Raw genomic sequence first — 14,463 nt, 5'->3', positions numbered from 1 at the left:
TTTTTGATATAAGAAGAAAAAATCGAAATGATGTTCGTTAATAATTCTGAAACTCTTTCTGCCGTAAAAATAGCATCTCTGCTCGTCGATTACTATCCAATCCCTTTTACATCGTCCGTTTTATCATAAAAAAATAGCTTTACCAAAAAAAGACCAGTGAAATAATATTCACTAGTCTTCATGTAATTTTTGATAAACATTTTCGGCAACCTTTTGAGGTAAGCCGATCATTTTTAATTCTTCAATTGAAGCTGCTTGGATTTTTTTCAAAGATTTAAATTCTTTTAACAATAATTTTTTGCGTTTAGGGCCTAAACCATCAATCGCATCTAGTTTAGAAGCAAAACTATTTTTACTTCTTAATTGACGATGGAAGGTAATTGCAAAACGGTGGACTTCATCTTGAATTCTTTGTAGTAAGAAAAATTCCTGCGAGTTTCTTTCTAGTGGGACCACTGACAAGTCTGCTCCAAATAACAATTCACTGGTTTTATGTTTATCGTCTTTGGCTAATCCAGCAATCGGAATATCTAGACCCAGTTGATTATCTAAAACTTCCTTTGCAGCATCAACTTGCCCTTTGCCTCCATCAATTACAATTAAATCAGGAAAAGGTAGGTCTTCTTTTAATACGCGAGAATAGCGTCGATAGATAACTTCTCGCATCGATGCATAATCATCTGGACCTTTAACGGTCTTAATTTTATATTTCCGATATTCTTTTTTAGCAGGCTTACCATCAATAAAGACTACCATAGCTGCCACCGGATCAGTTCCCATAATATTTGAATTATCAAAAGCCTCAATTCTAATTGGTGCTGGAATATTCATAGCATCACCTAATTTATCGACAGCGCCAATTGTCCGCGCTTCACTCCGTTCAATCAGATTGAATTTTTCATTTAGGGCTACTCGAGCATTTTTACTAGCTAAGGTTACCAATTTTTTCTTTTCGCCTCTTTGAGGTTGTAAAACTTTAGTATCTAACAAGGCTTCAACACTGGCTTGATCAATATCGTCAGGGATTAACACTTCTTTTGGAATAAAATGTTCATTTTCTTGGTAAAACTGACCTAAGTAAGTTAAAAAATCTTCTTCAGCGTCATTGTAAAAAGGAAACATTGAAACATCTCGTTCAATTACTTTGCCTTGGCGAATGAAAAAGACTTGGACACACATCCAACCTTTGTCAGTACTATATCCAAACACATCCCGGTCAACTAAATCAGCGTTGGTCATTTTTTGTTTCGTCATAACTGTTTCAATCGATTTAATTTGATCCCGGTATTCCGCTGCCTTTTCAAATTCCATATTTTCAGCCGCTTGAGCCATTTTTACTTCTAATTGTTCCTGAATTTTTGTATGACCACCATTTAGAAATTGTTTAATTTCATTTACCATTACCCGATAACGGACTGTTGGAATATCAAAAATACACGGAGCCAAACACTGTCCCATATGATAATACAAACAAACTTCTTTCGGTAAAGTTTTACATTTTCGCAATGGAAACAAGCGATCCAATAATTTTTTGGTTTCATTTGCGGCACCAACATCAGGATAAGGACCAAAATACAACGCTTTATCTTTTAAAACCTTCCGTGTAATTAATAATCGAGGATAATCTTCATTAGTGATCTTAATAAAAGGATAGGTTTTATCATCTTTTAGCATGATATTATACTTGGGATCATTTTTCTTAATTAAATTAATTTCTAACAATAAAGCTTCAATATTAGACTCAGTAACAATATATTCAAAGTCCTCAATTTCACTAACCAATCTTTCAGTTTTCGTATTATGACTGCCAGTAAAATAAGAACGTACACGATTTTTTAAAATTTTAGCTTTACCTACATAAATAATTGTGCCATTTTTATCTTTCATTAAGTAACAACCAGGTTGATCTGGTAAAAGCGCTAATTTATTTTTTATTCTTTCATTCATTTGGATTCTCCTAAGTTTTCGCTAGGAATATTTTCTCACAAAAAGAAAGCCGAGACAAAAATTTTCCTTTGTCCCGACTCTGTTAACGAGCTTACATATGTGATGTAACTAATTCTTTTAATTGGTCTTTGGTATGTACACCAATCACTTTATCGACGATTTCGCCGTCTTTTTTAAGAACTAAAGTAGGAATACTCATGATTCCAAACGATGAAGGAGTTTCGGGATTTTCATCCACGTCCATTTTTACGATTTTTAATTCGCTATCATCATATTCTTCAGATAATTGTTCTAAAATTGGTGCTTGCATGCGACAAGGACCACACCAAGTTGCCCAAAAGTCGATTAAAACTAATCCTTCGTCAGTTTCTTGACTGAAAGTTTTATCAGTAACTACTTGTGACATAAATCTTCCTCCTTTGATTTGCTAAATGTATTATAGCACGATGTTTTTCTCCTGCAAATTTTTCTGCTTACAACTGTAAACTATTTAAAAGTGACCACAGTTGCACCATTTCCACCTTGATTTGCTGGTGCAAACTCAAAACTTTTGACTTGACGATTATTTTTCAAATAGTCTGTAATTCCTTGACGTAACGCGCCAGTTCCTTTGCCATGAATAATTCTGACCTGAGCATAACCGGCTAATAAAGCTGCATCAATATATTGGTCGACTTCTGCTAAAGCTTCTTCATATCGTTTACCACGTAAATCTAATTCCATTTTTACGCCAGCAGTATTTCCCCGTTTTACACCAGAAACTTGGCGGGCTTTTGGCTCTTCCAAAGGGGCTACTTGCGTCATATCATCTTCTGAAATAGTCATTTTCAAAATACCGATTTGAACTTGCCAATCTTTATTAGAGACTTTATCAATCAGTGTCCCTCGTTGGCCATAAGTTTCGACGATTACTTCGTCACCAGCCTTGAATTGTTTCTTGGCTTTGGCTTTTTGCAATACTTTATTTTTTTTCAGCTGTTCAGCTTGTTTCAAGTTGGTCAACTGACTTTTCGCATCGATTAATTCGTGCTCTTTGATATTTCCTTGCCCACCGCTTAACTGCATTTGGCGAATTTCTTTAATAATTTTTTCAGATTGTTCTTCTGCTTCATTTACAATTTTATTGGCCTTTTGACGGGCATTTTCCATTTCTTTTTCTCGTTCATCAAAGAAATAGCTATAAGCATTTTTTAAATCACGATAAAGCTTTTCGGACTCCTCCACATAATACCGAACTTCCAAATATTCTGTTTCCGTCGCTTTACGTTGATTTTCTAAATCAGAAATCATCTCATTCAAATCTTGACTTTCTTCATCAATAATTTGTTTGGCACTGTCAATAATCTGATTAGCCAAACCTAAACGGCGAGAAATTTCAAAGGCATTACTCCGTCCTGGTACACCAATCAGTAAACGATAAGTTGGACTCAATGTATCTACATCAAATTCCATGCTGGCATTAATTGTGTTTGGACGATTATAACCATAAATTTTTAATTCAGGATAATGCGTTGTCGCCATTACATAAGCCGATTTCGCACCAACAGCATCTAAAATAGCAATTGCTAGCGCTGCTCCTTCTTGCGGGTCGGTTCCGGCACCTAATTCATCGAATAAAACCAAGGAATGTTCATCAAATTTGTCTAAAATATTCACGATATTGGTCATATGAGATGAAAAAGTAGATAAGCTTTGTTCAATACTTTGTTCATCACCGATGTCTGCAAAAACTTCTGAGAAAATACCCATTTGGCTATCTTCATCTACAGGTAATGGAAATCCGGTTTGTCCCATTAGTTGCAGCAAACCTAAAGTTTTTAAAGTAATTGTTTTACCACCTGTATTTGGTCCAGTAATAACTATCGCCTGGTAATCTTCCCCAATCATAATATCATTAGCAACGACCATTTCTTGATCAATTAAAGGATGACGCGCTTGCTTGAAGAAGACCTGATTTTCATCATTGATTGCTGGAACAATAGCTTTTAATTCTTTTCCAAAACGGGCTTTCGCATTCATTAAGTCGAATTGTCCTAGAACATACGCATTATGTAAAATATCTTTACGGTATGGTACTAAACTAGCAGAAAGTTCAGCGAGAATCCTTTCAATTTCATTTCGTTCAGCAATTTGTTGTTGGCGTAGACGATTATTTAATTCGACAATTTGCTTTGGCTCCATAAATAATGTTTGACCAGAAGCACTTTGATCATGTACAACACCACCAAAAACACCACGATACTCTTGTTTAACCGGAATCACATAGCGATCGTTACGCATCGTTACAATAGCATCACTTAAATATTTCGCATTTTTACCACGAATTAAACCATCTAATTGTTCACGAATATTTTGTTCACTGCGGCGGATCTGACTGCGAATTGTCCGTAACTCAGCTGAAGCTTCATCACGGATCGAACCATCCGCTTCAACAGAACGTCTTAACTGCCCACTTAATTCAGGTAAAGTAACTAATTGGTCATGCCAAAAATACAATCGTTCAAATTCTAATTCACTATCATGCAAATCTTCGACAAAACGAACCACTTCACTAGTGGTCGATAAAACTCGTGATACTTCGGCTAATTCTAACCCATTTAAATTAGCGCCAATTTCAATTCGTTTCATATGTGGTGCGATATTATTTAGTTTTGGAACTGGGATACCACCGCGAAGACGTTGAACTTTTAATCCATCTGCTGTTTCGGCCAGCCAACTTGCTACTCGTTCCTTATCGCTAGAAGGCGTAAGTTGACGTAAATTCTCTGTCCCTTGTTCTGTTGTTAAATATTGTTGAATTTGATTTTTCACTTGTTCAAATTCTAATGTTTTTAATATACGTTCATTCATTATTTCACCTTCTTACATAAAATAAACCGAAACCAGTTGGTCTCGGTTTTTCCTTACCCTATAATATTCGTAACCCACAAAGTGTCAAATAAACGGCTCAAAATCAAAGAATGTTCAATAATCATTTTACCATACCAACTTTGTTCGATGAGATTTTGCACAAATCCCATTGGTACGAAGGTCATCAGTTTCAAAATTAAAAAAATCGCAACATAGCAATTAATGATTTGTAAAATCATTGAAACTAATGAATCATAACGAGGTAATAATTTCTTAAATAATAAATTGCGGAAAAAAATCCCAACAAAATGTGTCAATAACCAACCAATCCCCAAGATTAGCAGAAAAGCAAAACCAGCATAAAAAGCTTGATCTAATCGAAAAGCCTCTTCAACTGTATAATAAACCATTTGAGAATTTTCTGTCACTGAAGGATACGGCACATACAATTCAAACTTTGATCCTAAATTTTGATATAGCTGACGCGCAACAATAAAAGAAATCAAATAGCCAATCGAAAATACTAATTGATAAGCAGTTCCTCGGCGATAACCGGTATAAATAGCCAATAAAAAGGCGAATAAAATGATAAAAGTTAACATATACGACCTCGCTTACTTATCTGCTGCACGTTTTTGAATCTCCCGTTGACGATTTTTATTGACAACATCTTGTGCATCCACATGGTTCCGAATACCGGTTTCGTCTTTTCCTTGTTGCCGTAAAATCTCTTTGGCCTCCGCTTCAACTGCTTCGATTTTTTTTATTCGCTCTAAATTATGAGCAGCTTCTTGTTCCTTAGCGGTATACCTTTTTTGTAGCTTTAAATTTTCTTCTTGTTTGACAAGTTGATCGCTCATTGCGTTAATCGCCAATAAAATAGCGGCTTTTTCTGTAGAAATTCCAGGTGAAAGCTGCTTAATTTCGTTCAATTGTTCATTCACTAAAGCGGTCACCATATCCATATGTTGTTTGCTTTCTTGACCAATGATCGTATAATCTTGACCGTCTACAGTGGCTTTATATCTGTTTTGAGTCATCTGACTTCCCTCCATAGGAAATATGCTAAAAATACCTACTTATTATATGATAAAAAAGGCTACTTGTACAATTTTGAAAAAATTAGATAGCAATTTGAAAATGAACGACTGTTTTTACATAAAAAAATACACCAACAAAAGGAATTGTTGAAGTGACCCAAAAAAATTAAACCAAAGATCTAATTTTTTGGGGTCAGTACATGTTCACTTTCTACTGGTATTTTTTTAATCCATTAAATCATATTCTTGCGTTGTTTTCTTAATTGATTTATACAATGCTAAGATTGCTAAAATATTAGGAATAATCATTAATCCATTAAATAAGTCTGCCATACTCCACACAAATTCAACTTTTAATGAACTACCGATGGCAATAAAAATCGCGACTAATACAGCATAAATCGGTACTGCTTTTTTTCCGAATAAGTACTTGATATTTACTTCTCCAAAGAAATACCAGCCAATCAATGTTGCATAAGCAAACAAAGTGACACAAATTGCAATAAATGGATACCCTAGATTACCTAAAGTTTGAGAATAAGCATATTGGGTTAATTCAATACCATCCAAAAATTCACCATGCTGCATTATTCCAAGCGAATTAGTAGTTAGGATAACAAATACAGTCATCGGTAATAAAATGATTGTATCAATAAAAACTCCCATCATTGCAACTAATCCTTGTTTGGAAGGATGTGAAACTTTAGCCAAGGCATGAGCATGAGGAGTGGACCCCATTCCTGCTTCGTGAGTGAAGAGCCCCCGTGCGATCCCAAAGCGTACACTTTCTTTAACACCCACCCCGAGGATACCACCTAAAACAGCTTCTGGTTTAAAAGCACCAACGAAAACATCTCGTAAAGCTTCTGGAATGCCTCTAAAGTTTACAATCACTACAAACATTGAGACAATTGCGAAAAATACCGCCATGATTGGTACAATTTTTTCTGTAACAGCCGCAACACGTTCTGTTCCACCAATAAATACATAAAGACTAGCTAGTCCTAAAATGACTCCGGTAATTAGTGGATGAATGCCAAAAGCGGCCTCCATTGCTTGACCAACTGAATTTGCTTGTACCATATTCCCCATAAATCCCAGTGCTAAAATTAAGAATATTGAGAAAATAACAGCAACAACTTTTCCTAAGGTCCCTTTAAAAGCTGCTCTGATGTAATAAACTGGTCCACCAACAACTTCATTTCCTTTTTTAGTTCGGTACATTTGTGAAAGAGTTGCTTCTGAATAAATAATTGCCATTCCTAAAATTGCACTAATCCACATCCAAAAAACCGAACCAGGCCCACCCATAACCATTGCTGTAGCAACACCAGCCAAATTACCAGTCCCAATTTGAGCCGCAATCGACGTCATTAACGATTGAAATGAAGTCATTCCCTCATCGCCAGCCTTAGTTCCTTTAAAAGAAATATTTCCGAAAGTTAATTTAAAGCTTTCTTTTAACTTTCTAAATTGAATGAAACGTGTCTGAATTGAAAAGAATATACCAGCAAAACATAACAGTGCGATAATAATGTAGTCCCACAAAAAATCTCGAATCCCATTAATAATCTCCATTTTTCCCAACCTTTCAATTTTAATTAGTAAAATTGTATCATAATTTCAGTGTATTAAGCATGAAAAAGCAAAAAAATATTCCATTTTACATAAATATTTTTTATTTTAACGCAAAAAAATCCTGCACGCTTTATGTGCAGGATGTCTAAACTAAATTGCAGAAATAGTACTATTAATAATAATTGATCTAACTATTCTACATAGAGAATCCTGTTAAAGCATCCAGATTTTTTACCATAACGATTCTCGAATTTTGATTTTTTAATTACTTCTCTTTATCAAGACGGATTAACAATGTTTTGAAAGCCATTTTTTAACTCTTGATTCTCAGTTTGACTAAAATGGAAGGCACCATCAGGCATTCCTTGATTTTGCATGGAAGTTAAAACGACTGGATCATTATTATGAATAGCAAAGAAATATACATGTTTTGCAGCAAAAGCAGCGGTATCAGCGTCTGAGTATACTGCAACTATACTATATTCAGCAGCTGATTCACCGTTTCCTGACCATTCTGCTGATACGATTTGATTATCTACTGCCATCGGTTGTTTTTGGGTATTTTCCAGTACGTCATCTGGTAGTTGTAAACCATAAAAATTAACATTGTTTTGCGGTTGATACTCTTGATAAGACTGTCCCATAGTCGCACTCCAGTTAACTATAAATGAACGTAGTGCATCTGCTTTTTCACTATCCCAGATGTTTTTTGTTACATTATTCTCAGGTTCTTCTGAATTTGTAGCTGATGTCGAACTGGAAGATTTCTCAATGACTTTCTTCGCCTCACTACTATTACTACTTGTTGTAAAAGTTTCTTGCTTCTGAATCTCATCATTTTGCGTCGTAGCAGTTTTTCTACAAGCACTTAAACCTAACAAACTTACTGATAACATCAAACCAACAACTATTTTTTTCATTATTTCCCCTCCCCGATTACATTCAACTTAAGCTTACCAAAATTAATTTACAAAAGGTAGTCCAATCGACTTCAAAAACAAATAAGGATACGTCAAGATCATTATCTTAACGTATCCTCACATCATTTATGTTCTTATCGGATTACTCAAATGCTTTTTTTACATCATCTAGCATTCTTTGCAATGATTCTAATCCGCCACCACTTAAGTACCAAACTTCAGGATCTAGTTCAATTACTTTATTATTTTTACCCGCATTGGTTTGTTGAATCAGTTCATTACTAGCAAGGTCATCATTAGTAGTATCTCCGCCAATCGCTTTTGTTCGATCAATGACAAACAAAACATCTGGATTGGTTTCTAGTACATATTCATAAGAAACATTTTGACCATGAGTAGAAGCTTCAATCTTATCATCTGCTTGTTGGAAGCCAAAAGTATCATGGACAATCCCAAACCGAGAACCATCACCATAAGCCGAAAGTTCTCCTTCATTGATTAAAACAACTAATGCTTTCTCACCACTAGACTTAGCCTGATCACTAACTGAAGTGATTTCTGTTTGTAACTCATCTAATTGTTTTTCTGCTTCTTGGGTTTCATCAAAAATTTTGGCTAGAGTCTTTACATTTTTTTGAATAGACGCCCATGTGTCAGTATAATCAACTTCTAAATAAATTGTTGGTGCAATTTGGCTCAATTGATCGTAATAATCAGCCTGCCGACCGGAGATAATAATTAAATCTGGAGACATCCCATTAATTGCTTCCACATCAGGTTCTTTGATGCCACCTGCCGAGGCTACATCTGCATACTTATTAAGATATTCTGGCAAGCTATCAACTGCAGCCCCAATAACAGTATCTTCTTTACCTAATGCATCGATTGTATCTAACGAACCCATGTCGAAAACGACAACTTTCTCTGGGTTTAATGGCACCTCCACCGTACCATTCGCATCAGTTACTTTCATTGTCTGACTCGAAGATTGTTCTGTTGCTTTTTTTGAAGAGTCAACTGTATCGCTCGCGCCTGATCCACAGGCCGCGATCGTAAATAATGTAGCTACCAAACCTAAACTCATTAAAAATTTCTTCATTAATATTTCTCTCCTCTACTTGTTTAAAAGTACATGCAAAATCTTTTTCCCTCAATTTCGCAAATTTTTATATTCATATCATATAAGGGATTTAATACTTCTTTTTTGATCATATTTTCTGTTTCTCCTCGAGCAAAAATCTGACCTTTTTTCATCGCTACAATTTCATCAGCGTAACTAGCCGCGAAATTAATATCGTGTAATACAATCAAAATCGTTTTACCTAATTTATCAACTAAATGGCGTAATGTTTGCATCATTTGAACCGCATAATTGATATCCAAATTATTCAACGGTTCATCTAACAAAATATAGTCTGTATCTTGCGCCAAAACCATTGCAATATAAGCTCGTTGAAGTTGTCCACCAGATAATGTATCAATCATTTCTTCAGCTAAATCAGACAAACCTAAATTTTCTAAAGCATCCTCCACTAACGCATGATCTTTTTTTGATAATCGACCTTTGCTATAAGGAAAACGACCGAAATTCACTAATTCGCGAACCGTTATTTTTAAACCGATCCCGTTACTTTGTTTTAATATAGCTAATTTTTTTGCTAACTCTTTAGATTTCCAAGTTTTCACTTCATTATGATCTAAATATATTTCTCCTGTATCGTGAGGAATTAATCGACTGACCATTGAAAGCAAGGTGCTTTTTCCAGCACCATTAGGACCAATAAACGCAGTTAATTTTTTTTGACTGACTGGTAACTGTACTTCAGTAACAACACGTTTTTCTCCGTAGTGTTTTGATACATTATGAATTTCAATCATGCTGTCTTCTTCCTTTCATGGACAATTTTCCCAACAAAATAAATGCCACCAACAAATTCGATCACAACACTTAAAGTTGCATTTAAAGCAAAAACTTGTTCAACTAAAAATTGTCCTCCTACGAGCAGAATAATACCAATTAAGGTACTCGTTAAAAATAACCAACGATGTAAATAGGTTCTGGTCAATTGATAGCTAATATTTGCCGCAATAAATCCTAAAAAGGTAATTGGTCCAACTAAAGCCGTAGCTGTTCCCGTTAGCAAACTGATTATAGCAAATAATAGCGTTTGAAAACGAGAAACCTGAATTCCTAAATTAGTCGCTTGATCATTTCCTAAATGTAAAACATCTAAATAAGGCGATAATTTCATCAAGAGAGCCGCTCCTAAAACAATAATAACCGTTGCCCAAATTAAATGATTTCCATTAATGTTCCCAAAACTAGCAAACAGGCGACCTTGCAGTAAATCATATTCATTAGGATCCATTAATACTTGTAGAAAAGTGCTCAAACTACTAAAAAGTGTTCCTAAAATCATGCCGATCATTAACAATAGAAATAAATTATTTTGACTCCGCTTTAACAAAAATTTACTCAGCAAAAGACTGACCAACGTCATCAATAATATATTGGCAAAAAACATACTCAATGTCTCCTGCGACAGCATGGTCACACCACCAATAAAGAAAAATAGTAAAGTTTGAATGACGACGTATAAAGAATCGTAACCTAAAATATTAGGAGTTAAAAAGTGATTTTGCGTCATTGTCTGAAAGGTAACCGTCGCAAAGCTAACTGCAATCGAGACTAAAATAAAAGCGATTAATTTTCGACCTCGAATTTGTAAAGCAAAATTTAAATTGCCATGGGTCTGATACGTTAAATATAAAAAACACAATAAAACGGCAAACACTGCTAAAAACGAAAGCCTAAATAAAAACTGTTTTTTCATAGCCGCTGCCTCCTTAATAGTAAAAAGATAAAGAGGACACTGCCGATAACTCCGACAATCACACTAACTGGTATTTCATATGGTGCAATAATTATCCGTGATAAAATATCACAAGAAATTAAAAAAATACTCCCAGCAATTGCTGTTAAACCTAATGTATCTTTCATATGGTCACCATAAATCATGGCAACGATATTTGGCACGACGACTCCTAAAAAAGGAACCGTTCCAACCATTATCAAAGTTACAGCACTCGCAATCGCTACCAAAAAAATACCGAAAAATTGAGTTACTTGATAATTCAAACCTAAGTTTTTGGCTAAATCTTCCCCCAGACCGATAATTGTAAACCGATAGGCAAAAGCATAAATCACAATAAAAATTGGAACGGTTAAATAAAGTAATTCGTAACTTCCTCGTGTGACTGTCGCGAAATTTCCTTGTAACCAAGAAGACATATTTTGTACTAATTGATACTGATAAGCGAAAAAAGTCGCCACCGAACCAACAATATTACCAAACATCACGCCAACTAAGGGCAACATCATCTGGCTTTTTCCAGGTAGATAACGTGATAGAAATAAGAACGCCAGCGTTCCTAATAAAGCAAAAACGAATGCCACAAAACCTCGTGTCAAAGTTGAGGCACTTGGCAAAACCAACATCACAAAAACAATCCCAAGACGTGCACTGTCCATGGTTCCTGCTGTTGTAGGCGAGACAAATTTGTTTTGCGTTAAATGTTGCATCACTAGTCCGCAAATACTCATTGTCGCACCTGCTAAAACTAAACTAACTGTTCGAGGTAACCGAGTGGTCATAAATAATAACCGCTGTTGGCCAACATTTTCCAATAAACCATTCACAGTCAGATCATTCACCCCAACAAAAAAAGAAAGAGCAACAAGTAAAATTAAAATAAAAAATAATGTAAATTTTTTCATTACTAGACCTTTCTGTTTTTTAATTGAGAATGATTTTCATTCCTAATGATTAGTTTAAAAAAAATTTAGCATTAAAGCAAGTTTTTTTTAGTTTTATCAAAAAATAATTTAGTGAAAGACATAAAAAAAAGAAAGAGCACCCAACTCTTCCTTTTTACATCAAAATTATTATAAATATTGACATATTTTTAATCTATCCATTTTTTCAAATAAGACAAGGGTAATTCCATTCTGACAGTTTTATTGGGATCGACAATTTGGCAAATTTTTAAGTTTCCTGCTAACGTTAATAAGTGTATCGCCTCTCCAGTCGATAATTCTGTATAATTTTCTACAAGCTGGACCATATTTTTTGTTGCAGCAATAGTAGCTTCGTCAACTGTTAGCTTTGAAGAAATCGTGCTGATTTTTCCGTTTCTAATCAAAAAAGGTAAGGGCCATTTTTTATTTTTAATAACAGAAACAGAAACAGTTACTTCGCTAGGAATTTCTGCACCACAACCAGATACTTCACCATCACCCATCGCTGCATGACAATCTCCCAGTGCTAGTAAGGCACCCGCTATATTAACTGGTAAATATAATTCAGCACCTTCACTAATTTCTGTACAATCCATATTTCCCCCATGAGCGTCAGGAGTCCCACAAGAAATTGGTGCACCTTTTGGAGCTGTCCCAATCACCCCAATCATCTTATTTATTGGAATCTCAATCTCATCAGTCAGCTGAACTTTATTTTCTTTAATATTTAAGACTCGAATGACGTTTTCTTCCAACTCATCTCCCATAACACCTAGATCTGGGCCGGTAAAAAGTGTCGCATTTCCTTTAATCGCAATTTTTTTTATTGAAATTTTTAATGTATCACCAGGTTCAGCACCTTCCACAAAAACTGGACCCGTAGCTGGATTAATCTTGTTCCAGTCCACTCCTTGATAGGAACTAGTTTCATCAGAAATTTGATTAGTAAAACAATCATAGATTTCAAAAGTAATTTCTTCCCCATCTTTAACAGTTAAAACCGGTTGATTATTTTTATCCATTGCATAAATACAGTTTTCTTTTTTTACAAAGTTCATTTCATTGCCACCTTCCTATTTTTTAATTATTTTATCATCAATTAAAAAATAGGAAAAGTTTTGTTGGAAGCAAAGTTCCTTTAGCCTTTGACAAGAACGACAAAAAAGGAGAAACCTACAAACAGGTTTCTCCTTTTTAACTCATGATTTATTCTTCTTCAGACATGAAAGTATTGAAAACTTCTTCAATCATATTCCATTCTTCATCAGTTTCAATTTGTAACAATTCACCTTCGCTACCATCTTCATTTTCAAGATAAGCATAAGCTTGTAATTCTACATCTTCATCTTCAGGGACACCTGCCGGATAAAGTAAAACATAATTTTTTTTGAATTCTTCTTGACCATCAATAGTTAAAAGAATTTCGTATAATGTTTCATTTCCTTCATCATCCACCAAAGTAATCATTTCGTGTTCATGACTATGGTCGTGATCGTGGTCGTGATTGTGTTCGTGTGCCATCTAAATTCCTCTTTTCTTAAAATTTGTTTCCTGTTCGGTCAAGATAATTTTGTAAGATCATCACTGCTGCAACTTTATCAATGACCTTTTTTCTTTTAGCCCGGGTCGTATCAGCTTGTTCAACTAACATGCGTTCAGCTTGAACAGTTGTCAGTCGCTCATCTTGATAATCAACAGGCAAATTGAAAAGTTCTTTAATCTTGTCGCCATAGGCCATCGAGGCTTCAGCTCTCGGCCCAATAGTATTGTTCATGTTTTTGGGTAATCCCACGACAAATTTAGTCACCTGATACTCCTTAACAAGCTCCGATAAACGATCAAAACCAAATTCCTCATCGTCTTCGTTAATGCGGATAATTTCTACCCCTTGGGCTGTCCAACCAAATGGATCACTGACTGCAATTCCAACGGTTTTCGATCCGACATCTAATCCCATAATTCTCATCGAAGTTCAATACCATGATCTTCTAAATAATATTTAACTAAAACTTCCATTACTTCATCACGTTCATGACGACGAATTAAATTTCTAGCATCATGGTAACGGGGAATATAAGCAGGATCACCTGATAATAAATATCCTACAATTTGATTAATTGGATTGTAACCTTTTTCAGCCAATGCATTATACACAATAGCTAACGTTTCACTGATTTCTTTTTTACGATTGTCGTCAAAATCAAAACGAACTGTTTCATCTGTATATCCCATCAGTACACACCTCTTTATCATTCACTTATTTTATTCTACTTAAAAAGTATAACAAACTTACCACAAGGTTGAAAGCCATGATACTTTTTAAAGAAAG

The 14,463-nt window shown here is 34.9% G+C and carries 15 protein-coding genes; all 15 read right to left on the bottom strand.

The annotated features are described in order from the left end of the window. Positions 1 to 171: 171 nt before the first annotated feature. Positions 172 to 1,947, bottom strand: coding sequence for an excinuclease ABC subunit UvrC (uvrC, locus tag KUA55_RS02490; RefSeq protein ID WP_218324588.1), 1,776 nt, complete (start codon positions 1,945 to 1,947; stop codon positions 172 to 174). 91 nt (positions 1,948 to 2,038) lie between these two features. Beyond that, a complete protein-coding gene (trxA, locus tag KUA55_RS02485; RefSeq protein ID WP_218324587.1) occupies positions 2,039 to 2,353 on the bottom strand; it encodes a thioredoxin in 315 nt (104 codons plus the stop codon). Positions 2,354 to 2,433: 80 nt separating this feature from the next. After that, complete coding sequence (locus tag KUA55_RS02480) at positions 2,434 to 4,797, bottom strand: endonuclease MutS2 (RefSeq protein ID WP_218324586.1); 2,364 nt, start codon at positions 4,795 to 4,797, stop codon at positions 2,434 to 2,436. A gap of 53 nt (positions 4,798 to 4,850) precedes the next feature. Further along, entirely contained in the window at positions 4,851 to 5,399 is a 549-nt protein-coding gene (locus tag KUA55_RS02475; RefSeq protein ID WP_218324585.1) for a CvpA family protein, read from the bottom strand. Positions 5,400 to 5,411: 12 nt separating this feature from the next. Then, positions 5,412 to 5,837 carry a cell division protein ZapA gene (gene zapA, locus KUA55_RS02470; RefSeq protein ID WP_218324584.1) on the bottom strand — a complete coding sequence of 142 codons (426 nt, stop codon included), beginning with the start codon at positions 5,835 to 5,837 and terminating at the stop codon, positions 5,412 to 5,414. 225 nt (positions 5,838 to 6,062) lie between these two features. Then, positions 6,063 to 7,415 carry an alanine/glycine:cation symporter family protein gene (locus KUA55_RS02465; protein ID WP_218324583.1) on the bottom strand — a complete coding sequence of 451 codons (1,353 nt, stop codon included), beginning with the start codon at positions 7,413 to 7,415 and terminating at the stop codon, positions 6,063 to 6,065. A 278-nt stretch (positions 7,416 to 7,693) separates the two neighbouring features. After that, positions 7,694 to 8,335 (bottom strand): DUF4767 domain-containing protein, encoded by a 642-nt coding sequence (locus tag KUA55_RS02460; protein WP_218324582.1) that lies wholly within the window; start codon positions 8,333 to 8,335, stop codon positions 7,694 to 7,696. A 142-nt stretch (positions 8,336 to 8,477) separates the two neighbouring features. Continuing rightward, entirely contained in the window at positions 8,478 to 9,434 is a 957-nt protein-coding gene (locus KUA55_RS02455) for a siderophore ABC transporter substrate-binding protein (RefSeq protein ID WP_218324581.1), read from the bottom strand. Between the two features lie 23 nt (positions 9,435 to 9,457). After that, positions 9,458 to 10,213 (bottom strand): iron chelate ABC transporter ATP-binding protein FitD, encoded by a 756-nt coding sequence (gene fitC, locus KUA55_RS02450; RefSeq protein WP_218324580.1) that lies wholly within the window; start codon positions 10,211 to 10,213, stop codon positions 9,458 to 9,460. Next, a complete protein-coding gene (locus KUA55_RS02445; protein WP_218324579.1) occupies positions 10,210 to 11,169 on the bottom strand; it encodes an iron chelate uptake ABC transporter family permease subunit in 960 nt (319 codons plus the stop codon). Before KUA55_RS02445 ends, fitC begins: the two co-directional genes overlap by 4 nt. After that, positions 11,166 to 12,113: an ABC transporter permease gene (locus KUA55_RS02440; RefSeq protein ID WP_218324578.1), complete on the bottom strand. Its 948-nt coding sequence runs from the start codon at positions 12,111 to 12,113 to the stop codon at positions 11,166 to 11,168. The genes KUA55_RS02445 and KUA55_RS02440 overlap by 4 nt, the downstream gene beginning before the upstream one ends. Before the next feature lie 188 nt (positions 12,114 to 12,301). Further along, positions 12,302 to 13,192 carry an acetamidase/formamidase family protein gene (locus KUA55_RS02435; RefSeq protein WP_218324577.1) on the bottom strand — a complete coding sequence of 297 codons (891 nt, stop codon included), beginning with the start codon at positions 13,190 to 13,192 and terminating at the stop codon, positions 12,302 to 12,304. 148 nt (positions 13,193 to 13,340) lie between these two features. Next, positions 13,341 to 13,655: a DUF1292 domain-containing protein gene (locus tag KUA55_RS02430; protein ID WP_218324576.1), complete on the bottom strand. Its 315-nt coding sequence runs from the start codon at positions 13,653 to 13,655 to the stop codon at positions 13,341 to 13,343. A 16-nt stretch (positions 13,656 to 13,671) separates the two neighbouring features. Next, positions 13,672 to 14,100 carry a Holliday junction resolvase RuvX gene (gene ruvX / locus KUA55_RS02425; protein ID WP_218324575.1) on the bottom strand — a complete coding sequence of 143 codons (429 nt, stop codon included), beginning with the start codon at positions 14,098 to 14,100 and terminating at the stop codon, positions 13,672 to 13,674. After that, positions 14,097 to 14,366: an IreB family regulatory phosphoprotein gene (locus KUA55_RS02420; protein ID WP_218324574.1), complete on the bottom strand. Its 270-nt coding sequence runs from the start codon at positions 14,364 to 14,366 to the stop codon at positions 14,097 to 14,099. The genes ruvX and KUA55_RS02420 overlap by 4 nt, the downstream gene beginning before the upstream one ends. Positions 14,367 to 14,463: the final 97 nt, after the last annotated feature.

The sequence above is a fragment of the Enterococcus alishanensis genome (genome assembly GCF_019218635.1).
GTDB lineage: Bacteria > Bacillota > Bacilli > Lactobacillales > Enterococcaceae > Enterococcus_A > Enterococcus_A alishanensis.
Note: the sequence above shows the minus strand (reverse complement) of the source record. Positions and strands in the feature narration are given on the sequence as shown.